The sequence below is a fragment of the Pseudomonas sp. ENNP23 genome, assembly GCF_001728945.1.
GTDB lineage: Bacteria > Pseudomonadota > Gammaproteobacteria > Pseudomonadales > Pseudomonadaceae > Metapseudomonas > Metapseudomonas otitidis.
Genome location: NZ_LYSP01000055.1, coordinates 1 through 23,430, shown reverse-complemented (window position 1 = coordinate 23,430; position 23,430 = coordinate 1). Strand labels below are relative to the sequence as shown.

The window sequence follows — 23,430 nt, the reverse complement described above, 5'->3', positions numbered from 1 at the left end:
CGGGCAGGCACGCCGGCTGCTTAGTTGGCCGGGCTGATGTCGCCCTGTTCGAGGCGCGCCTGGCTGGATGCCAGGGCGCTGGCGAGGGTGCTCAGACGGGTGTCCGGCAGGGAACCGGGCAGCGGGTCGACACCGGCGCTGACGAACACCTGGTTGTAGGCGTTGCGCAGGTCGGCGTAGGCCAGGTCGCGCTTGAGCTGGGCCTGCAGGGTGTTCAGCTCGCCCTGGATCAGCTCCAGCTCGCCGATGCTCTGGGTGCTGTAGCGGTTGCGCAGTTGCTCGGCGATCTGCCCGTCCAGGTCGGCCAGTTGCTGGCTGGTCTGGAACTGCCGGCGGGCCTCGGCATAGTTGGCGCTGGCCACGTAGAGCTGCGCGAGGATAGCCATGGACATGGCCTGGCGGCGGGCCACGGTGACATCCTGGCCGGCCTTGGCCACGTCGATGGCCGCCGGGGCGGAGAGCACGTTGAACAGGTTCCAGGTGACCTTCACGCCGTAGTCGGCCCAGCTCTGGTTCACCAGGAAGCTGTTGCTGTCGTAGTGGCCGCCGGCGGAGAACTCAAGGCCAGGCAGCAGGCGCAGCATGGCCTTGCGGGTCTCGGCGGCGCTGATGCGCGCCTGGTAGTCCTGCTCGCGCAGTTCCGGGCGGCTGGCCAGGGCCTGCTGTTCCAGTTGGGCGAAGTTCACCTTCAGCTCGGGCACCGCGTAGTCGTTGCTGGCGGCCAGTTGGAAGTCGGTGTTCAGCGGCAGGTTGATCAGCGCGGCCAGCTCGGTCTTGGCCAGGGACAGCGCGCGGCGCTGCTCTTCCAGTTGACGGGTGGCCTCGATCAGTGCGCGCTGGTAGCTCAGCGCCTGCACCGGGTCACCGATACGCTGGGTGCTGAGGTTGCGGCTGTCCTCGCGAGCCTTGTCGACACGGGCCATGAGGCTGTCGATCTGCTTGAGCAGGCGTTCGGCAGCCACGGCACGCCAGTAGGCGGAGCGCACGTCCTGGGTGATGGTGTGGATGACCTTGCGGCGGCGCTCCTCGACGATCAGGCGCTGGTCGGCCTGCTGCTTGGCGCTCATGTAGCTGACGCCGAAGTCGAGCACGTTCCACACCATGGTCAGGTCCGCCACACCACGGTCGCGGTCCTGGGAGGTGGACGGTTCCAGGGACTGGGAGCCGGTCTCGATGCTGCGGCTGCTGGAGGCGCTGACGTTGTTGCGCCCGGCATAGCCGGCGGACAGTGCCATGCGCGGCAACATGTCGAAGGTGGCCAGGTCCAACTGGCGCTCGGCCAGGGCGTGCTCCATGACCTTGAGGCGCGCTTCGAGGTTGTACTTGATGGCACGGGCCATGGCGTCGTTCAGGGTCAGGGGCCCGCTGAGGGGCTCCTGGTCCTTGAACATGCTGGAGAGGTCCGCCCGTGCGCGGGCCTCGCTCTCGCCGCGATCGATGGGCTGAGTGGTCACGGCGCATCCGCTGATGGCCAAGGCCAGCAGGCTGGCGGTGAAGAGCTTGTAGGTCTGGTTCATGCTGGCGGCCGCCCCCTGGTACGGCACGATGGTTCCCTTTCTTGTCATGTCAGCCACGGGGGGTGGCCCCCGCCACCTGCCCGAGGGCCTGGGCCAACTCGCGCACCGGGCGCAGGTCGGCTTCCTTCATGGCGTGCAGTTGCTGGCCGAGGGTGGGAGCGCCGGTCAGGCCCTGCCCGCTCTTGCCGGTGTCACCACCGCGCCACTGCTTGCCGTCGAATACCTTCAATTGCATGTCCTGCTGCGGCACATCCTTGCCGAACATGCTGGAGAAGCTGCTGCTGCCGAACACCCCACCGTCGCCCCCGCCAAAGCCGAGGAAGCCATTGGCGCCGCCTTCACTGACGGAGCTGTCGCTGCTGGCGAAGACCTGGGCGATGTAGCTGGGCGCCAGGGCATTCGGGTTGATGAAGATGTTGCCCACGGTGGGCACCCCGCTGCCCAGGGTCGGCTGCTCGAACAGTGGCGGCGGCAGCAACGGCGAGGTGGCGCTGGACGGCGGCACACTGGGTACGTTGGGCTGGAGCGGTTCGCTCGGCGTAGTCGGCACACTGGGCGATGGGTTGACGCGGAATTCCGGGTCGCCCTCGACTCCGCCGAGTACGTAGCCCACGGTGGCGAAGTTGTTCGCCATGGCATTGCCGACAGCGTCGGTGATGCCACTGCCGGCGGCCGCCAGGGACAGCCCCAGGGTGCCCTGGCCGGTGACGCCGATGACGGTGACGCGGTAGGTGCGCGCATCCACCTGCACCAGCGACAGCAGGGTGCCGCTGGCGCTGCCGCTGGTGGCCAGGGCGAAGTCGGCCAGGTCGACGCCGCTGACGTCCTCGCTGAAGGTCACGGTGAAGCTGAGGGTGGTATCCCGGGTCGGCGAGGTGCCATCGATGGCGATGTTGGTGACCTGCGGTGCGGCGGCATCCACCAGCACGCCGGCGGTGGAGCCCACATTGTTGAGCGCGGTCTGGGCGTTGTTGCCGGCGGCGTCGCGCAGGGTCGCGCCGTTGGCATCGAGGCTGGCACCCACGGCGATGCCGTTGCTGTCCTGCTGGCCATTGGCGACGGTGAGGCGAAACACCAGGGCGGTGCCGCCCGAGCCGCTGACGTAGTTGGCGTAGACGGTGCCGCCAGTGTCCAGGGTGATCGCCAGGCGCGGCGTACCGCCGGTGGTGTCGACGGTCACGGCTTCGTCGAAGTTCACCGTGAAGTCGAGGGTGTTGCCGGTCAGGTAGGTGCCGTTGGCCGGCACGTCGACGGAGGTGACCGCCGGGGCACGGCTGTCGATGGCGTAGTTGTTGGAGTCGGTGCTGCCGGTGCCGGTGTTGCCGGCGGCGTCGGCGTAGCCGGTGTTGTCCAGGGTGATCAGGTTGGTGGCGTCGGTGACGTTGGCGCTCGGGGTCAGGGTCGCCGTCCAGGTGATGCCGCCATCGCTGCTGCTGAGCCCGCTCAGGCTGCCGTTGGCCACGCTGAAGTCAGCCGTGGTCAGCCCGCTCACCGCCTCGCTGAAGGTGATGGTGACGGTGGTGGTCTGCCCGGCCTTCAGCGCGGTGTCGGCCACCACGAGGGTGGCCGTCGGGCGCTGGGTGTCGATGGCGTAGTTGTTGGAATCGGTGCTGCCGCTGCCGGCGTTGCCCGTCAGGTCGGTGTAGCCGGTGTTGTCCAGGGTGATCAGGTTGGTGGCGTCGTTGACGTTGCTGCTGGGCGTCAGGGTCGCCGTCCAGGTGATGCCGCCATCGTTGGAACTGAGGCCGCTGAGGCTGCCATTGGCCACGCTGAAGTCCGCCGTGGTCAGCCCGCTCACCGCCTCGTTGAAGGTGATGGTGACGGTGGTGGTCTGCCCGGCTTTGAGCACGGTGTCGCTGACCACGATGGTGCCCATCGGACGCTGGGTGTCGATGGCGTAGTTGATCGAATCGGTGGTGCCGCTGCCGATGTTGCCCGCCTGGTCCATCACCCCGGTGTTGTCGAGGGTGATGACATTGGTGGCGTCGGCGATGTTGGCGCTGGGGGTGAAGGTCGCCGTCCAGGTCAGGCCGCCGTCGCTGGTACTGAGCCCGCTGAGGCTGCCATTGGCCACGCTGAAGTCGGCGATGTCCAGGCCACTGACCTGCTCATTGAAGGTCACGGTGACGGTGGCGGTCTCACCGATCCGCAGGTTGGTGTCGCTGAGGGTGATGCTGGTGGCGGCCGGGCGCACACCGTCCACCACCAGGTCCTTGTTGGCGCCCAGGGAGCCCGCGCCACCGGGGGTCGGCAGGGTGAGGACGGCGTTCTGGTTGGCAGCGTCCTGGATGGTGCCGCCATTGAGGCTCAGGGCCGAGGTAGAGGCGTAGTCCAGGTCGGCAGAACTGTCCCCGGCCTGCACGGTGTAGCTGAAGGTCAGGGTGTCGGTACCCGAGCCGGACACGTAATTGAGCACCCGGTCGGTGGCACCGGTCTCCAGGGTCAGGGTCGGGGTGCCGGTCACGTTCACCGTGCTGTCGAAGCGCACGGTGACGGTGATGACGTCACCGATCTTGTAGGTGCCGTTGGCGGTGCCGGACGACACGCTGGTGACGGTCGGGGCGATGGGCGCGGTGAGAGACAGGTCGTTGCCGCTGCCGCCTATGTAGCTGGTGGTCAGTTGGGTGCCGTTGCCAGCGGCATTGAACGTGCCGCCCTCGCTGACGCCGCTGAAAGTGCCGGTGACGGCATCGGCGGCGTCGTTGACGATCACCGTGTAACTGTCGCCGCTGCCGGCCGCGTAGCCGTGGGTGACCGCCAGGGTGGCACCGGAGACGTCGACGGTGCCGTTGACCACCACCCGGTCGTAGCCGGTGCCGGCGGTGGCGCCGTTGATGTCCAGGGCCAGGGTGCTGCCCGAGGCCAGGGTCAGGTTGCCGTTGACGGTCAGGGTGGCGACGCCCGCGCCGCCCGGGGCGAGGGTGCCGCCGCTCTGTACGGTGACATCGCCACCCAGGGCGCCGCTGCCGGCCAGGGTCGCGCCGCTGGCCACAGTGGTGGCGCTGGCGGTGCTGCCGTCGACCACCAGGGTGCCGGCAGCCACGGTGGTGGTGCCGGTGTTGGTGTTGCTGCCGGAGAGGGTCAGGTTGCTGGTGCCGGTCTTGGTCAGGCTGCCGGTACCGCTGATGACGCCGGACAGCGTAGCGGCAGCGCCGGCGTTGACGGTCACCAGGCCGGTCAGCGCCAGGGCGTTGTCGAGGGTAGTGTTGCCGGTGATCTGCAGCGTGGTGCCGTTGACCAGGTTGAGGGTGCCGGTGCCCAGGTTGCTGTCACTGGCGATACTCAGGGTTCCGGCACTGATGGTGGTGCTGCCGCTGTAGGTGTTGTTGCCGGTCAGGGTCAGGGTGCTGGCGCCGGTCTTGGTCAGGTTGTTGCTGCCACTGATCACCCCGGACAGGGTGGTGTCGGCACCGGTGTTGACCGTGGCGCTGCCGCTCAGGGCGATGGCGTTGTCGAGGGTGGCGGCGCTGGTCACCGCCAGGGTGGTGCCTGCACCCAGGGTCAGCGTGCCGCTGCCGAGGTTGCCGTCGCTGGCGACGCTGAGGGTGCCGGCACTGACGGTCGTCGCGCCGTAGGTGTTGCTGCCGGACAGGGTCAGGGTGCTGGCACCGGCCTTGGTCAGGGTGAAGGCACCGCTGATCACGCCCGAGAGGGTCGCGGCGGCCGAGGTGCTCACCGAGGCGTTACCGCCGAGCACGATGGCGTTGTCGATGATGTTGGCGCCGGTAAGCGCCAGGGTGGTGCCGGCGGCCAGGTTGACGGCGCCCGAACCCAGGTTGCCGTCGTTGTCGATGGACAGGGTGCCGGCGCTTACGTAGGTCGCGCCGTAGCTGTTGCTGCCGGACAGGGTCAGGGTGCCGCTGCCGGTTTTCGTCAGGTCGAAGGCGCCGCTGATGGCACCGCTGAGGGTGACGGCGTTGCTGTTGCCGATGCTGCTGTTGCCGGCCAGGACGATGGCGTTGTCGATGGTGGTCGCGCCCGTGACGTCGAGCACGGTGCCACTCGCCAGGTTGAGGGTGCCGGTGCCCAGGTTGCCGTCGCCGGCGATCGACAGGGTGCCGCCGGAGACGGTGGTGGTGCCGCCATAGCTATTGCTGCCGGAGAGGGTCAGGGTGCCGCTGCCCTGCTTGACCAGCGAGCCGGTGCCGGACACGACACCCGAAACCGAGGTGGAGGTGTTGTCACCGCCGGCGGTCAGGGTGTAGCTGCCCAGTTGGATGCTGGCGTTGGCGTTGTTACTCGCCAGGCTGCCGAGGGTCTGGTCCGAAAGCAGCGTCAGGACACTGTTGCCATTGACCCGCACGGCATTGGTATCAGCCATGGAAGCGTTGCCGTCGAGCTTCAACCAGCCGTAATTGAGCAGGAGGGTGTTGCCGGTGTAGGTGTTGGTACCGGTAAGCGTGGTCGAGTAGGTGGCGGCACCGGACTGGGTGAAGATCATCCCACCGGTGCCGCTGATGTTGCCGGAGAAGGTGGTGTCCAGCGTCTGGTTGCTGGTGAGGTTGAAGCTGCCGAGCGTCACCGAGCCGGCACCGGACAGGTTGCCGAACGCTTCGTCGCCGGCCAGGGCCAGGGTGGCACCGGCAGCGACCGACACGCTGGTGTTGGAGGCAAGCGCATCGCCACCACTGACCGTCAGGGTACCCGCGCTGATGGTGGTGGCACCGCTGAAGGTGTTGCCGGAACCGGAGAGGGTCAGGTTGCCCGCACCGGCCTTGGTCAGGGCGCCGCTGCCGGCGATGACGCTGCTGATGGTGGCGGTGTCGCCGGCGCCATGGGTGAAGGTCTGGGTGGTGCCGCCACCCAGGGTGAGGGTGCCGCCAGTGAGGACCAGGCCGCTGGCCTGGTCCATGTCGAAGCTCAGGCTTTCATTGATCGAGACGGCGTTGAGGTTCAGCGTCTGGCCGGCCATGGTGCTGGCGAAGACGATGGTCTGGCTGCCGGTGCTGTCGGCCGCGGCGATGGCGACGGCCTCGCTGAAGCTCGTGCCGTTGCTGGCATCGACGGTGGCGGTGTCGCTGGTGCTGGTGACGTAGATGAAGTCCGTGGCCACGGTGACGTTGGCCGTCGCGCTGGCCCCGGCACCGTCATTGAGGGTGAACTGGACGTTGGCATCACCGGCCGGCGTGTCGTTGCGGTAGGTGATGCGCTGCGCCACATCGTTCACCAGGGCCGTGGTGGCTGTGGTGCCGCTGCTGGTGAAGGTGATGGTCAGCACGCCACCGGTGTTGGTGAAGGTGGCGAAGGTCTGCCCACCGGACTGCAGGTTGCTGCCACTGACGGTGAACAGTGCGCTGGCTGTGTCGAAACCGAACATATCGCTGCTCACCGCCGTGCCGTTGCGCTGGATCACCAGGCTGGCGCCGGACCAGTTGCCGTTGCCGCCGTTCAGCGCGCCCAGCTCGGCATCAGCCAGGCTGGCACCCGTGCCGGTGTCAAGGCGAACGGTATTGCCTTCACCAGCCCAGGCGACACTGTCACCGTCGAGGTTGCCGAGGGTGGGCGCGGCATTGGGGTTGTAGTTGGTATCGGTGGTACCACCGTTGGTGGTGTAGATGGTCGAGGTGGACGCGCCGTTGGCGCCATCGACGTTGCCGGCTCCGGCCGCCCTGCCGCCCAGACCGCCACCGCCCACGTTACCGGTACCGAGGGTGTTGAAGCTGGTGCTGTCCATCCGTACCGTGCCACCCGCGTTCCAGATGGCACCGACCCCGGCACCACCATCACCGCCACTGCCCACCCGGCTGTAGTTTGCGGCCTGGTCGTTGGAAACCCCGCCCCCACCACCGCCCCCCGCACCGAGGTTGTTGGTCACGCTGCTGTTGACGATAGTCAGGATGCCGCTGCTGGAGTTGTAGATGCCGCCTGTGGCAGCAGCCCCCCTGCCGCCGGCCGCCGATGAGCCGCCGCCACCTCCGCCACCGCCAATGCTGGTGCTGCCGTTGTTGGCCAACCCACCCGATCCCCCGGCGGTGTAGCCGGAGATGCTCGATCCATTGCCGGTGTAGCTGCCACCCGCCCCCGCCGCAGCGCTACCGCCACGCCCACCCATGTTGCTGTTGGGGCCGGCGCCATTGCCACCCGTGACCGAAGACGGTGCGGTGGGCGTGATAGCCGCATCAGTGCTACTGCCACCTGTACCACCGAGGGTGGTACCAAAACCACCACCGCCGCCGCCGCCGCCGCCGTAGTTGCCTCCGAAGTCGCCACCGCCACCGCCACCGCCGGATGCCTTGTTGGCGGTGATGGTGCTGTTGGTGATGGTCAGTACGCCCGCGTTGCGGATACCCGCGCCCAGGCTGTCCGTGGCGGATGCACCTTCATTGGCACCGTTGCCGACGACCAGGCCGTTACGGATGGTGATGTTGTCCAGCGCGACCTTGGAGTTGAGGCCGCTGGTGGTCACGTCCAGCACCCGGGCCTTGTTGGCGCCGTCCAGCGCGAACCCCCCGCCGACGATCTGCAAGGTATGGCCGTCGGTGACGTTGATGGTGATGGCATCGCTGAAGCTGGCGAAAGTGATGTTGCCCGTCAGGGTGATGACATCGTCGACGCCGTCGGTATTGCCCGTGGCAATGGCGCTCTTCAGGTCGGCGATGTTGTTCACCGCCGTGGTCACCAGCAGGTGGTCATACCCCCCCAGGCGCGACAGGTTCAGGGCATTGCTGGCAGCGATCTGGCCGGTGGCGATCTCCAGGTCCCAATCGCCGCCCTTGGCGCTGCCGCCGGTGTTGTCGTCGGAGGCGGCGATGTCCGCCCCGGTCATGCCGGCCAGTTTGGTGACAAAGGCCTGGCCTTCGCTGCCTGCCCCTACTTCGCAGCCGTAGAGGAGGATGTCGCCCTCGGTGGTCAGCGCCTTGCCGATGCTGGAAAGCTGGGTGGCGTACTGCGCGAGGTTACCTTCGAAGAGCGGTCCGTTACCCAGCAGCAGCACCCCGGAATCGCCGTGGGAAATGATGTGGATGGCGTCGATGCCGGTGCGGCCGGCCAGGGCGTCGGCGATCTGCTGCACCCCGTCCTTGTTGGTGGACAGCAACACCACCTCGGCATTGGGCGAGACGGCCTTGAGCAGCTCCTGGTAGTTCGGCGCACGGGTATCGACGAAGACGATTTCCTTGCGCACGCCGCTCTGCCCGTCGGTCACCGGGCTGGCCTGCAGGTCCTGGGTGCCGTGGCTGTTGTCGGCGCTCGCGTGGCTGCTGTCGCGCGCGCCGGTGTCATGGGCTGCATCGGCGGTGGGGGCCGCTGTCGCCGTTGTGGCGGCGGTATCGGCCACGGTGGCCGCGACCGCGCCGTCGAACATCATGCGCGGCTCCAGCGCACTGATCAGCGGCAGCGGACATGCCAGCGGTGCAGCCTCCGCACCCTTGGCCTTGCCGTTGCGACCTGCCTTCTTCGAAAGACCCCAGCCCATGACTTCTACCTCCTCTTTCCAGCGCCCGCCTCAGCGGGTGCTCAGTTGCGTTCTTGTTCCAGGGCCCGGGCGTCCCGGGTGGTCCTGATCACATGGGCCTCGCTGTTGCGCGAGTCCTTCCAGAAATCCAGTTGTGCGTACTGCTCGAACAGGTCCGGCGGCAGCAGGGTGCGCCGTGCGGCCACCTCCACCTTCGGCCGTACCTTGTGCAGCCCACTCAGGCCCAGGGCCTGGTCGAACGCCGGGGCGTCGTACTCGATGTGCTCGAAGTCATGCTCGAACCAGGGCTCGCCGAGGAATTCGTAGACCAGCCGCAGCACCCGCTCGGGCGTGGCCACCAACAGGTCGTAGTCCACCAGCAGCAGGGAGCGGGCGTGCTCGCCGTAATAGGCATCCTTCAGCGCCGACCAGGCCAGGCCCACCAGGCGGTTGCGCTGGGCCAGGGTCTCGACCCGGCTGTAGACGGTGTTGCGTTCGCTGTCGTCGTTGAACAGCTTGGTGATCTCGTACGGATTGGCGCGGTAGAGCCGCTCGATGCTGTCCATCACCCAGGCGACATTGCGCACGCAGGCGATCACCTTGGCCTGGGGGAACAGGTCCAGCAGGGCCGGCAGTCGCGCGCACCACAGCCGGTTGGTGTCGAAGATCACCTCATGCTCGGTCTGGTCCGCGTAGTAGCTGCTGAACAGGCCGGCGAGCAGACGCTTGCGCTGCTCCTGGGTCACCACCGGACCAAACTCGCTCTCGGCGCCGAACTGCTTGAGCAGAGCCGAGAAGAAGCTGCCCACCGGGCTGGTCATGCCGGCGTGGAAGCGCGGGTTCTGCCGCAGCAGCGCCGCCAGTAGCGTGGACCCTGAGCGCGGCAGCCCGGAAATGAAGTGGAAGGTGGGTGTTGGATTGGCCATGGTCTGCGTGTACGTCTGCCTGTCGATGAATCACGGTGCCACCGGTGCAGCGAAGCACCGGTGGCCAAGGTCCTCAGTTGCGGGAGGGGAAGATGCCGTCCAGCGCAATGATGAAATTGATCCCGAGGAAGGGGCTGCGGATGCCCACCGGCTGGCTGCCGCCCGCCATCTGCACCGTGACATGCAGGGAGCTGGGGTTGGCCAGGGGGACCGGATCTTTCATCTCGCTCGACCAGATGGATGCCGCTCCAGCCGAACCTGCCGACGAGCCACCCAGCACGTCGTTGTCAGGGGTGGGCGACAGCGTCGTGCTGGTCGGGGTGCCCGCAACGTAGAGGGTGCAGGTACCGGAGGCCAGGTGGTTGTGCGCTGGCATCTGGGACTGCAACAGCGTGACGGCTTCCTCCCCCCCCGTTTCACCGAGCACGATGGGCGTCAGGCCGGGCCCCTCGAACTGGCCGACCGGCGAGCGGCCACGCAGGTCCGGCAGCCCGAAGGTGGTCTGGCCATTCCCGCCGTAGGTGGTGCCGAGCAGGGCAAACAGCGCCGTGTTCTGCGAAATGCTCATGGTCTGCCCCATGCAGTACGCATAGCCACGGGGCGCGAAGTTGCCGCCGAACATCTTGATCTCACCGATGAAAGGTTCCACGTGTTGACTCTCCTCTGGCTCTGGTTTCGCGCGCCTGAAAGACTCAGCCGCACATGCAGGCTTGTTGTTGTCGATTCATGCCGGCCGATCGGTGTGGAACACGGCCTGGAGTACATGGCGCCCATCCGAGGTGGGCATGCCGGGGGTCAGCAGCAGCGCCCAGCCGTCCTCTCCCGGCCGCCCGACGCGGTACACCTCCTGGGGCAGGCTGTAGGGCAAAGGCAACGCGAAGTGGGCGTGGTAGCAGCAATGCCGGGGGGTCATGGCAATCCCCTCCTCGACCCCGATCAGTTCGATCGCCAGCACCTGCTCCGGCGAAAGCCAGAGGTGGAAGGGCTGGCCGACGGCCGCGCTCAGCAATGCAAAGGATGGCATCGAGTCCATGGGCAACTCCTCAGGACAGGCCGGCGGCACGCTGTGCAAGCACAGCCGTGGGCTGATGGGCGCGAGCGGGACGGCGCAACTTCAGGTACACGCCGTTTTCCCCCACCACCTCGAAGCCATGGCGGAAGTAGAGGCGCTGGGCCGGGTTGTAGGACTCCACATGCAGCCCCGCACTGAGGCCCTCGCGGTCGGCCCGTTCGAGAAAGCGGCCCAGCAACTCACCGCCGATGCCACGGCCACAGGCCTCGGGCAACAGCGCCAGGTCGATGATCTGCAGGTGGGTGTCGGTCCAGAGCAGGTAAGCGCGGCCCAGGGACTGGCCGGATGCCTCGATGACGTATTGCTCGGCATCGGGGTAATGCGCCTGGTAATAGCCGCGCTGGGCGTCGAATTGCTGGTCGAGGAAACGCTCGCAGGCGGCCTGGTCCCAGCCGGTGTGCTCCAGCTCGTGGGCACGGGTGGTGCCGTAGAGGATGCGCAGAAAGGAGTGGTCGGCTGAGGATGCCAAACGAAGCGTCAAAGTCTGAACAGACATACGGCGTGCGTCCCTGCCGGCTCCGGGAATAGAGCCTACAACGATGGTTAAAGTTTCCCTGCACGAAGCATAGACGAGGATTTCAGTTGGCCACCATCGAAAAATCACCATTCAGCGGTTTCTGCAATGAATGTGAAGCGGCATTCACAACTGACGGTGTGAGAGCGCCTCCAGCGCGTCATAGGGCGCCTTTGCCCAGCGTTCCACCGCCGCCCGCATGGCCTCGTCCGCTTCGCTGCGCTTGGCCTCGCCATCGGCGCTGAAGGCTTGCCCCGGACGCTTCGCATCGTGCCCGGCAATGGCCTGCAGGTGCGGCACGGCGGCCGGGTTGATCCCCAGCAGCGGGCCCAGGCGCCCCCATAGGGCGCCGGGCAGCTCGCGGTAGTTCAGGGCCACCGCCTCCCCGGCCGCGCACAGGTCGAGCCCGGCCTGCAGCAGTTGCCCGACCATCCAGGCCAGGTAGTCGCCGGGCTCCAGCGCCTCCCGCCCAGGCAGGCCATCCAGCCCGGACGGACCCAGCAGCCCCGGTACCGCGTGCAGACCTGGCTGACGCCGCTGGGACACCACCACCTCCAGCGGGTCGCGGTAGAGGAACAGGCACGGGACCTGCGGGTAGAGCCGGCGCAACAACTGGGCCTCGAAGAGGTTCCAGGCGTCCAGCTTGACCACCAGCCGGCGCTCGTCGCCACGGCGGCGCTGGCCATAGGCCGAGCACAACGCCCTTACCGCATCCGCCTGCCAGGCCGAAGCGCTGGGGTCGCGGTAGTGCGCCCGCAGCATGGCATCCAGCGACGGCGGCTCGGACAGCACCACATGCCCGGCCAGACCACGCAACAGTTGAGCCAGCAAGGTGGAACCGCAGCGGGAGGTGTGGAACACCAGTAGCGACGGTGCCAGTCCGGGGCTGCGGGCCTGCCAGTCGAACAACGCTTCAAGCCCGGTCTGACGCCGCAGGGCCTGGTTGAACGGCAGGCGCAACACCTCGTCCACGTCGTCGCTGAAGAAGGGGCGGGCCAGGGGCATGGTGCCGAACCAGGCCCAGTCCAGTTGCCAGGTGCCGGCCTCCTCGAAGGCACGGATCGGCAGCCACTCGGTGAAATCCAGGGCTGTCATCGCATGTTCCATTGCTGGCTCCAGGTCTGCCGCCCCAGGCGCATGGCCATGCGCACATCCGCCTCCTCGAACACCAGCCCAAGGGATTGCCCGGCGGCCACTGCATGGCGGCAGAAGTCGGTGGGGTCGGTGATCCGTTGCAGCGCATGGGCCAGTTCCGGGCGCTGCTGCACCTGCTCGTTGAACGCGGCGAAGGCCCGCACGCCCCGACTGGGCTGCAGTTTCGGCGTGGTCGCCAGGCCCTCGAAGAGGGCCTGGCGCAAGCGCGTATCCATCATGCAATCCAGCACCAGGTGGATGCGTGGGCCCGGACCGGGGTTGTCCACCCGGTGCGGGCGGGACAGGTCGATGAACCAGCACTCACCCGGCGCCATCGGCACCTGCCGGCCGTCCACCAGAAACTCCACACCGGGCGGGCTGAGCAGCGGTACGTGCAGGCGCAGCGGTCCTTCCGGGCTGCCCAGGTCGGGGTCGCAATGCTCGCGGATACTGGCGCCCGCGCCCAGGCGCAGCAGGCGCGCGCTGCGCAGGCCCTCGCCGAACCACTCGATGGCTGCCTGCCACGCCGGCTCGGCCTCGCAATGGGCGGTGCGGGATACCGGCCCCTGCCCCGGCGCCAGGGGAATCGGTGCATCCAGCGCTGCCACCAGATCCAGGCCGCTCCAGTCCCCCTGGTAATAGGCGGTGTTGAAGTGCGGCACCCAGGCCGTCGGGTCGATCCGCTCCAGGGCCGCCAGCAGCGGCGCCAGGTCGAAGCGCCAGGGCAGGCGGGAGCAGATCGGCAGGGTTACATCCATGGAACCTTCCTTGTCAGATGGGCTAGAAGCCGCTCTCCCTCACACCCAACGCCGCCATGCGGCGCCAGGCGAAGCCCAGCAGCGATTGCCGGCTGCCCTCCAGCACCACCACGCCGCGCAGCGGCTGGTCGGGGGGTGGCAGGTCCTGCAGCAGGCTGAGGCGTACGCCGTACTGAGCCTGCACCGGCTCGGCGCGTTGCTGGGCATTGCGTCGCACGGCCACCTGGCCGTGGTGGTCGGAGGCCAGGGCCTCCAGTTCGAGGAAGGCGACGCCGGTGGTGTCTACCTCATCCAGGCGCACCGGCAGGGCAGGCCGTGCCGGGTCGTCGGCGATGAAGCGGCCCTCGGCCCCCGGCGCCACGCGCCAGAGGCTCTCCTCGGCCAGGTAGCCGCGCAGGCGCAACCCGGGGGCGATCACCCGCGCCAGGGTCTCTCCGCTGTGCAGCCAGCGCCCCACCACCAGGTCCGGCTGCAGGTCGCGCACCACGCCGGCCAGGGGCGCGCGCAGTTGCAGGCGCTCGCGCTGGGCGGCCAGGCCGCGGTACTCAGCCACGGCCTCGGCCAGTTGCTGCTCGATCACTCCGGTCTCGGCGGCGGTCTCGCTGCGCCCGGCCTGACGCCGCAACTGCAACTGGAGGATGTCGATCTCGCGGCGGACGATGCCCTGGCGCGCCTCCAGGTCCGGTGACTCCAGCTCCACCAGCAGGGCGCCCTGCTCCACCGTGTCACCGTCCTTCACCCGCACCGCCTTGACCCGCGCGCCGATGGGCGCGTGCAGGGTGCCGGTACGCGAGGCCTCCAGCATGGCCGGCACATCCACCGCGTTACGCCAGGGCACCAGCAGCACCAGCAGCACCAGCCCCAGGGCCGAACCGGTGAGCAGTACCTTGCGCGGCTCGGCCTGGTCGCGGCGCTGCCACCATTCGCCGAACTCCTTCCAGATCGGCAGGCCGATGAACCACACCAGTTCCACCAGCATCAGAAAGATGCCGAGCACCTTGAAGAACAGGTGGTAGACCGTCAGCGCAATGCCGAAGAACAGCGCCGCACGCCAGATCCAGGCACCGTAGCCCCACACCAGCAAGCGCCGGCGCATGGCCTCGGGCCAGGGCTCGGGGGCCGGCTCGCCGTAGCCGAACAGCGCTTCGCGCAGGCGCCAGCGGCACAGGGCGAAGGCGCGGTTCTGCAGGTTCTCCACCTCCCACAGGTCGCTGAGCAGGAAGTAGCCGTCGAAACGCATGAAGGGGTTGAGGTTGATCGCCAGAGTGGTGATCCAGGTGGCGCTGGAGAGCATGAAGGCCGCGGTGCGCGCCGGCCCGTCCGGCAGCAGCGACCAGGCCGGCAGGGCCAGCACCGCCAGCACCAGTTCGGCCAGCACCCCGCCGGCGCCGATCAGCAGGCGCGAGCGGCGGTCCTGCACCCGCCAGGCGTCGCTGACGTCGGTGTAGAACATCGGCAGCAGCACCATGAACGCCAGCCCCATGCTCTGCACCCGGCAGCCGGCGCGCTTGGCCATGAAGGCGTGGCCGAACTCGTGGCAGAGCTTGGCGAAGGTCAGCGCGATGCCGAAGGCCAGGGCGCCGCCCAGGCTGAACAGATGCGGGAAGGTGGCCAGGTAGCGCTCCCAGTCCCGCGCCACCAGGAACAGCCCCAGCAGCAGGATCACCGGCAGCCCGCGCCGCAGCAGCCAGGGCCCGTTGCGCTCCAGCGCCGGCCAGGCGCGGTTGAGGAAGCGGTCCGGTCGCCACAGCGGAATGCGGAAGAACAGGTACTGGTGCAGCACCTGCTGCCACAGGCTGTGGCGCGTGCTGGCGCGCTTGAGGCTGTAGCTGGCGCGCTGCTCCGGGTCGAGGGCGGCGATCAGGTCGTGCCCACGCAAAAAGCGCAGCATCTGCTCCAGCTCGCCAGCCCCCAAGGGCGCACCCGGCTCGGCGTTGGCGGCTGCCAGCACCGCGCGGGGGTCGCCCAGGGACCAGTGGCGCAGCAAGCGCACGGCCGCCGCACCGAGCTTGAAATAGCGGCCGCGCAGCGGGTCGGCGAGGGTCCACTGCGGCGCGCCTTCGCGGGTTGGCGCAGCGGCGGACAGCTGCAGGTCGGAACGCAGGGCCGGCAGCATCAGAAACCCAAGCCCTGACGCAGCGCGGCCAGAGGCCGGCGCAACAGGTAGTAGGCCAGCGGCGCGCGGTCACCGAACAGCTTGGCGGTGCCGCGCAGGCCGATGCGTGGCGGGGCATCGGCGAAGGCGGCATCGAGGCGATAGGCCAGTTGCCCGGCGGCGGTGGCCTGAGCCTCGTAGGCGGCGCGCTCCAGGCGCGCGTCGTGGCGGTTGAGCGGGTCGCTGTCGAGGAACAGCGCCACCTCGGCGCCGGGCTCCAGGGCGATGGCGTCCCCCACCGGCAGCTCGATGCGCAGCTCGGCCTGGGCCGGGTCGGCGATCTGCATCAGCCGCTCGCCGGTCTGCACCGGTTTGCCGGTGAGGCGCTCGGCATCGGCGAACACGGCAATGCCGGCGCGCTCGGCACGCACTTCGCTGCGCGCCAGCAACTGCCGGGCGTAGTCGCGCTCGGCGCGCTTCTGCTCCACGCGGGCGGCCAGCAGGTCGATGCGGGCGCTGGATTCGGCGTCGGCGAAGGCGCGCTGGCTGTTGGCCTTCAGCTCCGCTTCGGCTACCCCCAGAGCACGCTCGGCGACATCGGCCTGGGCCTTGAGGGTGGTGGCGTCGAAGCGCACCAGCAGATCACCGGCGGCGACACTCTGGTTGGGCTTGACGAGGAATTCGGCAATCACCCCGTCCAGCGGCGCAGCCACCACGCGGCCGCCCTGGGGCACCACTTCGGCGGGGGCCAGCACCGACTGGCGCACCGGCACCAGCAGCACCAGGGCCAGCGCGCCGGCCAGGGCCAGGAGCTTCTTCTTCGGCCAGCGCAGGCGCCAGGGCTTGCGCGGCTGCAGGGCCAGCCAGGCGTGCGCGTAGGTATCACCGAGCTGCACCAGCAGGGCCTGCTCGGCCTCGCTCCAGGGGGTGTCGCGGGCGATCCACAGGCCGCCGAACACGGCGCCCTGGCGATCCTTCAGCGGCAGCCAGACGGCGTGGGGGGCGGACAGCGCCTGCCAGTCGTCACGGCTGCTCTCGTCCAGGCTGCCGGGGTCGACCACGCCGGGCTCGCCCAACTGGCCCGCAGCCAGGCGCTGGGCCGCTGCCCGCTCGACGAAGGCGACGAAGGGGGCGTTGGGTTCCACCACGCTGATGCCGGTGAGGGCACGGACCCTGCCGGCGATCAGCAGCGCGGCATGGCGGTAGCCGAACAGGCCCTGGCCGTCGTTGACCATGGCGAAGGCCAGTTGCTCGGTCGTGCCAGCCTGCCGGGCCTGGGCCTGGAGGCCGAGGAAGACCGCAAAGACCCGTTCGGCGAAACCGGGCACCGGTGCGTTCATTGCGCCTCCGGGAAGCGCGCACTGCCGCTCATGCCGGCCACCAGGCCTGGCGTGTCCTCGGGCAGGCTGCCGATCAGCAGCAGCGTCTGGCTGCCTTCGTCGATGCGCGCGCCCAGGCGCTTGACCACGGCCTTGAGCGGCGTGCCGGTCTCGTCGGGGATGAATTCGAAGGGCTGGCCCGGCTTGAGGGTGCCGATCCAGCGCGAGGGCACCAGCAGGTGGATCTCCAGGGTGCGGTTGTCCACCACCTCCAGCAGCGGCGCGCCGCCAGGCACGCTCTCATGGGGCTGCACACGGCGGTTGACCACCTGGCCGTCGTAGGGCGCCTTCACCTGGCAGCGCTGCACCTGCACCTGATAGACCTGCGCTTCCGCCTGGGCCTGGGCCTGGCGGGCCTCGGCCAGGGCCACTTCGAAGCGCCCGACGGAGTTGAGGGCGGCCAGTTGCTGCTTGTTCTTCAGTTCCTCCCGGGCGGCACGGGTGGCAGCGCTGGAGGCGGTGAGCTGGGCCTGGTAGGCGCTGCAGTCGAAGCGCACCAGCACGTCGCCGGCCTTGAACGACTGGCCCTCGGCAAAGGGCATCTCGACGATGCGCCCGGCCAGCTCGCTGGACAACACCGCCTGGTTGCGGGCGCGCAGCACGCCCCGTGGCGAAGGTGCCGACACGGCGGCGAGGGAGGGGGCGGGGGCATCCAGCAACGGATCGTGGGCGGGGGGCTCGTCGGCCCAAGCGGCGGTCATCAACACCAGCGAACCCGCCAGCCCGTACATCAGGTGCTTCATAGCTCTGTCCCTAGATTCCAAGTGGTGCAGAGTCTAGGAGAGCGCTCGAACAATAGGAATCGGGTGTCGGAAAGATTCCGCACCCGATGACGAAGCATCACACCATCGCCAGGGACCGCTTGCGGGTGGGCGCCGGCCAGGCACGGTCGATCAATGCCAGGTCCTCGGCGTCCAGGCGCAGGGCGTGGGCGGCGGCGTTCTGCTCGATGTGCCGGGGCTCCGCCGCCTTGGGGATCACCATCACCCCGTCCTGGCGCAGGGCCCAGGCCAGGGCCACCTGAGCGGGGCTGGCGCCATGACGCCGTGCCACCTCCAGCAGCGCCGCATCCTTCAGCAGGGCCCCGCCCTGCCCCACCGGGCAGTAGGCCATGAGCGGCAGGCCCTCGGCCTGCTGGCGCGGCAGCAGGTCGAACTCGATGCCCCGCGCCTCGGGGTTGTAGAGCACCTGATTGGCGGCACAGCCGGGGGGCAGCGCGTCGAGGTCGGCGACGTCGAAGTTGGACACGCCCCAGCGGCGGATCAGCCCGCGCTCGCGCAACTGCTCGAAGGCGTCCACCGTCTCCTCCAGCGGGTGCTCGCCAGGCCAGTGCAGCAGGTACAGGTCGAGGTGGTCGGTGCCCAGGCGCCGCAGGCTGCGCTCGCAAGCCTGGGGGATGCCGCGGCGGCTGGCGTTCCAGGGGTACACCTTGCTGACCAGGAACACCTGGTCGCGACGCCCGGCGATGGCCTCGCCCACCACCGTTTCGGCGCCGCCCTCGGCGTACATCTCGGCGGTGTCGATCAGGCTCAGGCCCAGCTCCAGGCCCTGGCGCAGGGCGGCCACTTCGCGGGGGCGCTGGTCGGCGCGCTCGCCCATGTGCCAGGTGCCCTGGCCGATGGCGGGTACGCGGGTGCCGTCGGGGAAGGTGATTTCACGCATGGAGGGCGTCCTCGGGTTCGAAACGGATATCGTCGGCTGCCGCCAGGCGCAGCGGGTGCTGGGGCTGTATGAACTGTGCCCAGACCCAGTTGTGGTGCTCGACGATGGCCTCGGCGCGCTGGTGCGGGCGGTCCTTGGTGGTGTGACCGTCACGCACCAGGGTGACGCTGAAGCCCTCGCTGGTGGCGCGGCGGATGGAGGTATCGACGCAGAACTCGGTGGCGTAGCCCACCACCACCAGTTCGGTGATGCCGAGTGCTTGCAGGGTGGCCTTGAGCGGGGTCTCGAAGAAGGCATCGCAGGCGGTCTTGCGCAGCACCGGGTCGAGGGGGGCGCGCTCCAGGCCCGGGTGCAGTTGCCAACCGATGCAGCCGGGCTCCAGCTCGCTGCCCGCCTCACCGTCGTGCTGCACGTAGAGCACCGGGGCGCCGGCGCGGCGCGCGCGGTCGGCCAGGCGGTTGATGGTGGCGATCAGTTCGACGGCGCGCCACGGCTCCGGGTCGGCGAGGAACAGCCCCGCCTGCACGTCCACCACCAGCAATGCCTTGCTCATCGTCACTCCTTGTCGGTACGGGGATACAGGCTGGCGATAGTGCAGGCTGGTGCCAGACGGGTAAAGCCAGGCGTTCAGCCAGCGTCGTGGCGCAACTCCATCAACAGCGACAGCGGCATGCCGGTGTCCGGGTGGCAGGGTTCGCTCAGCCGCTCCAGCCGGTAGCCAGCCTCGGTCATCAGGCTGAACCAGCCCTGGACGGTGCGGAAGTACCAGGGCATCGGCTCGCGGAAGCCCTCGCCCAGGCCGGCAAAGGTCTCCAGGCGCCAACCATCCCGGTAGCCCTCGGGCCCGCAGGCGGTCATCGGGTGGACCGTCTGGATCACCAGGCGACCGTTGGGTTGGAGCAGGCGGGCCAGGGTCGCGAGGACCGGCTTGAGGTCCTCCTCCAGCAGGGAGAAGTTGCAGGCGATGACGTCGTAGTGGCCGTAGAGCCGGTAGTCCTGTTCGAGGCCTCGATAATCCTCCACCACGAACTGCCCGAAGCCCTTGCAGGCCGGGTCTTCCCGAGCGGCGTCGATCAGGTCCCAGGAGGCGTCCACGCCGACGAAGTCGACGCCCCGGTAGAACATCTCGCGGCACAGCCAGCCCTCCCCACAGCCCAGGTCGAGCAGGCGCCGGGGGGAGGACCGCATCAGGGCCTCGACCATGGCCGAGTCGGTGACCAACCGGCGGCTTTCGATGCGCCTGGTGCGGATGGCATCGACCCAGGCCTGGGCGTTGGCCCGCCAGCTGTCACGGATACGTTGGCTCGTCGAATCGGTCATCGCGCTCACTCCCGAAAAACGCGCCGAATGAAAGCACAGTGCGCCCCACCCTGCCCATGGTCGCCGGCCGATAGCAGCGCCCCGCCGTGCCGCCCTCCAGATACGCTGCGACGGACTAAGCTTGCAGCGAGAGCAGTCACCTGAGGCGGGTTCTCGGTCATGGGCGTTGCCTGGCAGTCCCACGTGTCATCGGCCCGGTTGTCTTCGCACAGCCTGGACCCGGTGGTCGCGCGCCGCCGGGCCCGCCGACTCAGCAACCGCATCGCCGCGTGGCTGTTCCTGCTGCTGGTGGCGGTGATCCTGGGGCTGCTGGTCCGCGAAGAAATGCGCCACGCCTGGCTGCAATCCCGCGAGATCAGCCGCTACGCCGCCACCCTGGACTACCGCCTGGGCGACGGCCCCAGCCCGGCCATCCTCTTCCCCCGCGACGGTCCCTTCGACAAGCGCCTGGGCTACGCCCACCTGCCAGCCATGCTGCAGCGCCTGGAGCAGCGCGGCTACGAGATCCACCAGCAGGTGCGCTTCTCCCCGGCGCTGCTGGCGTACACCGAACACGGGCTGTTCCCGCCCTACCGGGAGAAGGTCCAGGCCGGGCTGGACATCCGCGACTGCCGCAACCAACCGCTGTACAGCTTCCGCTACCCCCAGCAGCTCTACGGCGCCTTCGACGAGATCCCGCCGCTGCTGGTGAACAGCCTGCTGTTCATCGAGAACCGCCACCTGCTGGACGCCGCGCCCCTGGCCAACCCGGCGGTGGACTGGCCACGCTTCGCCAAGGCCGCCCTGACCCAGGCCGGCAGGGTGCTGGACATGCCCGGCCAGAGCGCCGGCGGCAGCACCCTGGCGACCCAGCAGGAGAAGTACCGCCACTCCCCTGCCGGGCTGACCCTTTCGGCCCGCGACAAGCTGCTGCAGATGGCTTCGGCCAGCGTGCGCGCCTACCAGGGCGGGCCGGAAACCCTGCCGGCGCGACGCCGCATCGTGCAGGACTACCTCAACAGCGTGCCGCTCTCCGCTGCGCCTGGTCACGGCGAGGTGCATGGCCTGGCCGATGGACTGCGGGTGTGGTTCGGCGCCGACTTCGAGCGCAGCAACCGCCTGCTGGGCCAGCCCCAGGACGAGCCCGGCGGCCTGGCCGAACGGGGCCTGGCCCTGCGCGAAGCGGTGGCGCTGATGATCGCCCAGCGACGTCCGTCCCATTACCTCGGGCGCGGCCGCGACGAGCTGGAAGCCCTCACCGACAGCCACCTGCGCCTGCTGGCTGGCGCCGGCGTGCTGCGGCCCGCCCTGCGGGACGCCGCCCTCGGCGCGCGGCTGGCCTTCCGAGACCTGAGCCAGGACCCTGCACTGGCACGGGTGGACGGCAACAAGGGCATCAGCCTGGCCCGCACCCGGCTGTCGAGCCTGCTGCAGATGCCCCTGTACGACCTCGACCGCCTCGACCTGGGCGCCCGCACCAGCCTCCAGGGCGAGCTGCAGCAGGCCGTCACCACCTACCTGCACGACCTCGCCGAACCCGCCTTCGCCCAACAGGCCGGGCTGCTCGGCGAGCGCATGCTGACGGCGGAGAAGACCCGCGACGTGCGCTACAGCTTCACCCTCTTCGAGCGCACTCCGGCGGGCAATCAGGTGCGTGTGCAGACCGACAACACCGACCAGCCGTTCGACATCAACGAAGGCAGCAAGCTGGAGCTGGGCTCCACCGCCAAGTTGCGGGTGCTGGCCACCTACCTGGAGTACATCGCCCGCTTGCACCAGCGCTACGCCGGGCTCGACATCAAGGCCCTGCGCGAGGTGAACGTGGACCCACAGGACGTGCTCAGCCGCTGGGCCCTGGACTACCTGGCCAGCCACCCGGACGCGCGCCTGGCGCCGATGCTCGACGCCGCCATGGAGCGCACCTATTCCGCCAGCCCGGCGGAGCGCTTCTTCACCGGCGGCGGGATGCACACCTTCGGCAACTTCCGCCGCGAGGACAACGGCCGCACCCCGACCCTGCGCGAGGCCCTGCGCGAATCCATCAACCTGCCCTTCGTGCGCCTGCTGCGCGACCTGGTGCGCCACGCCATCTACCGCCCCGACGGCGACAAGGCCGCCCTGCTGCGGGACGACCGCGACCCGCGCCGGCAGGGCTACCTGGACCTGTTCGTATCCCGCGAGAGCCAGACCTACCTGCTGCGCTTCTGGAACAAGTACAAGGGCAAGGACGCCGACGCCCGCATGGCCACCTTCCTCGACGGGCTGAACCCCTGGCCCGCCCGCCTGGCGGCGATCCACCGCTACCTGCAGCCCCAGGCCGACCGCGCCACCTTCGCCGCCTTCATGCGCGCGCGCCTGCCCGGCGAAGCCCTCGGCGACAAGCGCCTGGCGGAGCTCTACGACCGCTACGGGCCGGGCGCCTTCAACCTCAACGACCAGGGCTACATCGCCCGCGTCCACCCGCTGGAGCTGTGGCTGCTGGCCTACCTGCAAGGCCACCCGCAGGCGAGCTTCCGCGAGGCGGTCGAGGCCAGCGGCGAAGTGCGCCGCGAGGTCTATAGCTGGCTGTTCAAGTCCCAGCGCAAGAACGCCCGGGATTCACGCATCCGCACCATGCTGGAGGTGGAGGCCTTTCTCGACATCCACCAGCACTGGCGCCAGCTCGGCTACCCGTTCGACCACCTGGTGCCGTCGCTGGCCACCGCACTGGGCAGCTCCGGCGACCGCCCGGCAGCCCTGGCGGAGCTGATGGGAATCATCGTCAACGACGGCGTGCGCCTGCCGACGGTGCGCCTGGACGACCTGCACTTCGCTGCCGATACCCCCTACGAAACCCGGGTTCGGCACCAGGCCCATGGCGGCAAGCGGGTGATGCCCTCCGAAGTGGCCGCCACCCTGCGCGGGGCTCTCGCCCAAGTAGTGGACGGCGGCACGGCGCGCCGCCTGCAAGGCACCTTCCGCCTGCCCGATGGCCAGCCGCTGGTGATGGGTGGCAAGACCGGCACCGGCGACAACCGCCTGCAGACCTTCGGCCGGGGCGGCCAGGTGCTCGCCTCCCGGGCGCTGAACCGCACCGCGACCTTCGTGTTCTACCTGGGCCCACGCCACTTCGGCACGCTGACCGCTTACGTGGCCGGCGACGAAGCCTCGGGGTTCCGCTTCACGTCGGCGTTGCCGGTGCAGGTGATGAAGGGCATGGCGCCGTTGCTGCAGCCCTATCTGGAGCCCGGGCGTGCCACCTTGTGCCAGGCGCCGCTGACGGCGTTGGGGGTGAGGCAGTTGTAGAGAGCACCTCTAAAAACTACCTACGTTGTAATCGCGGCGTTAAAAACCGGCTCGTGCGCCAGTCCGATCAAAATGCTCATTTACACCACGTAAACTGCGCTTTTTCGCCTGTTTTGCCTTGCGCTGACTGTCTCGCCTACGTTTTTAGAGGTTCCCATTGGATGTCACGAAATCGGCAATCGCCTGATACGCCGAATCCCGGCGCAATAGAGGCAGCACAGCAGGGAGAGCCTTCTTGGTTTCTCTGTGTTACTACCAGCAGGGCAAAAGAAACAGGCAAGGGGGAGTGCTATTATCGATGGCCAACTAGGTCCCTGTGAGGTTTTGTCGCGCAATGGAAATCAAGCTTTCCGACAAAGATAAGAGACAGATCACGAGTCCGGATGATGTCTACGG

15 protein-coding genes are annotated in these 23,430 nt (G+C 68.8%); 1 reads left to right on the top strand and 14 read right to left on the bottom strand.

What is annotated here, in order from left to right:
* Positions 1–20: 20 nt before the first annotated feature.
* The 14 genes from A9G05_RS23515 to A9G05_RS23450 all read right to left on the bottom strand — a co-directional run bounded on the left by A9G05_RS23515 (position 21) and on the right by A9G05_RS23450 (position 19,770).
* A complete protein-coding gene (locus A9G05_RS23515) occupies positions 21–1,517 on the bottom strand; it encodes a TolC family protein (RefSeq protein WP_069563256.1) in 1,497 nt (498 codons plus the stop codon).
* A 49-nt stretch (positions 1,518–1,566) separates the two neighbouring features.
* Positions 1,567–8,931: an Ig-like domain-containing protein gene (locus A9G05_RS23510; RefSeq protein WP_083265541.1), complete on the bottom strand. Its 7,365-nt coding sequence runs from the start codon at positions 8,929–8,931 to the stop codon at positions 1,567–1,569.
* Between the two features lie 41 nt (positions 8,932–8,972).
* Entirely contained in the window at positions 8,973–9,836 is an 864-nt protein-coding gene (locus tag A9G05_RS23505) for a sulfotransferase (RefSeq protein WP_069563255.1), read from the bottom strand.
* A 73-nt stretch (positions 9,837–9,909) separates the two neighbouring features.
* Positions 9,910–10,458, bottom strand: coding sequence for a phage tail protein (locus tag A9G05_RS23500; RefSeq protein ID WP_069563263.1), 549 nt, complete (start codon positions 10,456–10,458; stop codon positions 9,910–9,912).
* A 102-nt stretch (positions 10,459–10,560) separates the two neighbouring features.
* Positions 10,561–10,869 (bottom strand): hypothetical protein, encoded by a 309-nt coding sequence (locus tag A9G05_RS23495; RefSeq protein WP_069563254.1) that lies wholly within the window; start codon positions 10,867–10,869, stop codon positions 10,561–10,563.
* A gap of 10 nt (positions 10,870–10,879) precedes the next feature.
* Complete coding sequence (locus tag A9G05_RS23490) at positions 10,880–11,377, bottom strand: N-acetyltransferase (RefSeq protein WP_240919441.1); 498 nt, start codon at positions 11,375–11,377, stop codon at positions 10,880–10,882.
* A gap of 171 nt (positions 11,378–11,548) precedes the next feature.
* A complete protein-coding gene (locus A9G05_RS23485; RefSeq protein WP_069563252.1) occupies positions 11,549–12,517 on the bottom strand; it encodes an aspartyl beta-hydroxylase in 969 nt (322 codons plus the stop codon).
* Positions 12,514–13,314, bottom strand: coding sequence for an aspartyl/asparaginyl beta-hydroxylase domain-containing protein (locus A9G05_RS23480; RefSeq protein ID WP_069563251.1), 801 nt, complete (start codon positions 13,312–13,314; stop codon positions 12,514–12,516). The genes A9G05_RS23485 and A9G05_RS23480 overlap by 4 nt, the downstream gene beginning before the upstream one ends.
* Positions 13,315–13,336: 22 nt before the next feature.
* Positions 13,337–15,433: an HlyD family efflux transporter periplasmic adaptor subunit gene (locus tag A9G05_RS23475; protein WP_171902740.1), complete on the bottom strand. Its 2,097-nt coding sequence runs from the start codon at positions 15,431–15,433 to the stop codon at positions 13,337–13,339.
* Positions 15,430–16,749, bottom strand: a complete 1,320-nt coding sequence (locus tag A9G05_RS23470) for an efflux RND transporter periplasmic adaptor subunit (RefSeq protein WP_069563249.1) — start codon at positions 16,747–16,749, stop codon at positions 15,430–15,432. Before A9G05_RS23470 ends, A9G05_RS23475 begins: the two co-directional genes overlap by 4 nt.
* On the bottom strand, positions 16,746–17,519 hold the full coding sequence (locus A9G05_RS23465; protein ID WP_371850583.1) for an efflux RND transporter periplasmic adaptor subunit: 774 nt from the start codon (positions 17,517–17,519) through the stop codon (positions 16,746–16,748). The genes A9G05_RS23470 and A9G05_RS23465 overlap by 4 nt, the downstream gene beginning before the upstream one ends.
* Positions 17,520–17,628: 109 nt before the next feature.
* Complete coding sequence (locus A9G05_RS23460) at positions 17,629–18,450, bottom strand: aldo/keto reductase (RefSeq protein ID WP_069563247.1); 822 nt, start codon at positions 18,448–18,450, stop codon at positions 17,629–17,631.
* Positions 18,443–19,003: a cysteine hydrolase family protein gene (locus tag A9G05_RS23455; RefSeq protein WP_069563246.1), complete on the bottom strand. Its 561-nt coding sequence runs from the start codon at positions 19,001–19,003 to the stop codon at positions 18,443–18,445. The genes A9G05_RS23460 and A9G05_RS23455 overlap by 8 nt, the downstream gene beginning before the upstream one ends.
* A 74-nt stretch (positions 19,004–19,077) precedes the next feature.
* Positions 19,078–19,770 (bottom strand): bifunctional 2-polyprenyl-6-hydroxyphenol methylase/3-demethylubiquinol 3-O-methyltransferase UbiG, encoded by a 693-nt coding sequence (locus A9G05_RS23450; protein ID WP_069563245.1) that lies wholly within the window; start codon positions 19,768–19,770, stop codon positions 19,078–19,080.
* Between the two features lie 159 nt (positions 19,771–19,929).
* On the opposite strand from A9G05_RS23450, the gene A9G05_RS23445 reads away from it, so the two are divergent.
* Positions 19,930–23,034 carry a transglycosylase domain-containing protein gene (locus A9G05_RS23445; RefSeq protein ID WP_069563244.1) on the top strand — a complete coding sequence of 1,035 codons (3,105 nt, stop codon included), beginning with the start codon at positions 19,930–19,932 and terminating at the stop codon, positions 23,032–23,034.
* Positions 23,035–23,430 lie beyond the last annotated feature (396 nt).

Excerpts from the sequence above, each read along its gene's own strand:
- A9G05_RS23505 (WP_069563255.1), bottom strand. The coding sequence starts at position 9,836 with ATGGCCAATCCAACACCCACCTTCCACTTCATTTCCGGGCTGCCGCGC.
- A9G05_RS23470 (WP_069563249.1), bottom strand. The coding sequence starts at position 16,749 with ATGAACGCACCGGTGCCCGGTTTCGCCGAACGGGTCTTTGCGGTCTTC.
- A9G05_RS23480 (WP_069563251.1), bottom strand. The coding sequence starts at position 13,314 with ATGGATGTAACCCTGCCGATCTGCTCCCGCCTGCCCTGGCGCTTCGAC.
- A9G05_RS23510 (WP_083265541.1), bottom strand. The coding sequence starts at position 8,931 with ATGGGCTGGGGTCTTTCGAAGAAGGCAGGTCGCAACGGCAAGGCCAAG.
- A9G05_RS23500 (WP_069563263.1), bottom strand. The coding sequence starts at position 10,458 with ATGTTCGGCGGCAACTTCGCGCCCCGTGGCTATGCGTACTGCATGGGG.
- A9G05_RS23485 (WP_069563252.1), bottom strand. The coding sequence starts at position 12,517 with ATGACAGCCCTGGATTTCACCGAGTGGCTGCCGATCCGTGCCTTCGAG.
- A9G05_RS23515 (WP_069563256.1), bottom strand. The coding sequence starts at position 1,517 with ATGAACCAGACCTACAAGCTCTTCACCGCCAGCCTGCTGGCCTTGGCC.
- A9G05_RS23495 (WP_069563254.1), bottom strand. The coding sequence starts at position 10,869 with ATGGACTCGATGCCATCCTTTGCATTGCTGAGCGCGGCCGTCGGCCAG.
- A9G05_RS23465 (WP_371850583.1), bottom strand. The coding sequence starts at position 17,519 with ATGTACGGGCTGGCGGGTTCGCTGGTGTTGATGACCGCCGCTTGGGCC.
- A9G05_RS23460 (WP_069563247.1), bottom strand. The coding sequence starts at position 18,450 with ATGCGTGAAATCACCTTCCCCGACGGCACCCGCGTACCCGCCATCGGC.
- A9G05_RS23455 (WP_069563246.1), bottom strand. The coding sequence starts at position 19,003 with ATGAGCAAGGCATTGCTGGTGGTGGACGTGCAGGCGGGGCTGTTCCTC.
- A9G05_RS23450 (WP_069563245.1), bottom strand. The coding sequence starts at position 19,770 with ATGACCGATTCGACGAGCCAACGTATCCGTGACAGCTGGCGGGCCAAC.
- A9G05_RS23445 (WP_069563244.1), top strand. The coding sequence starts at position 19,930 with ATGGGCGTTGCCTGGCAGTCCCACGTGTCATCGGCCCGGTTGTCTTCG.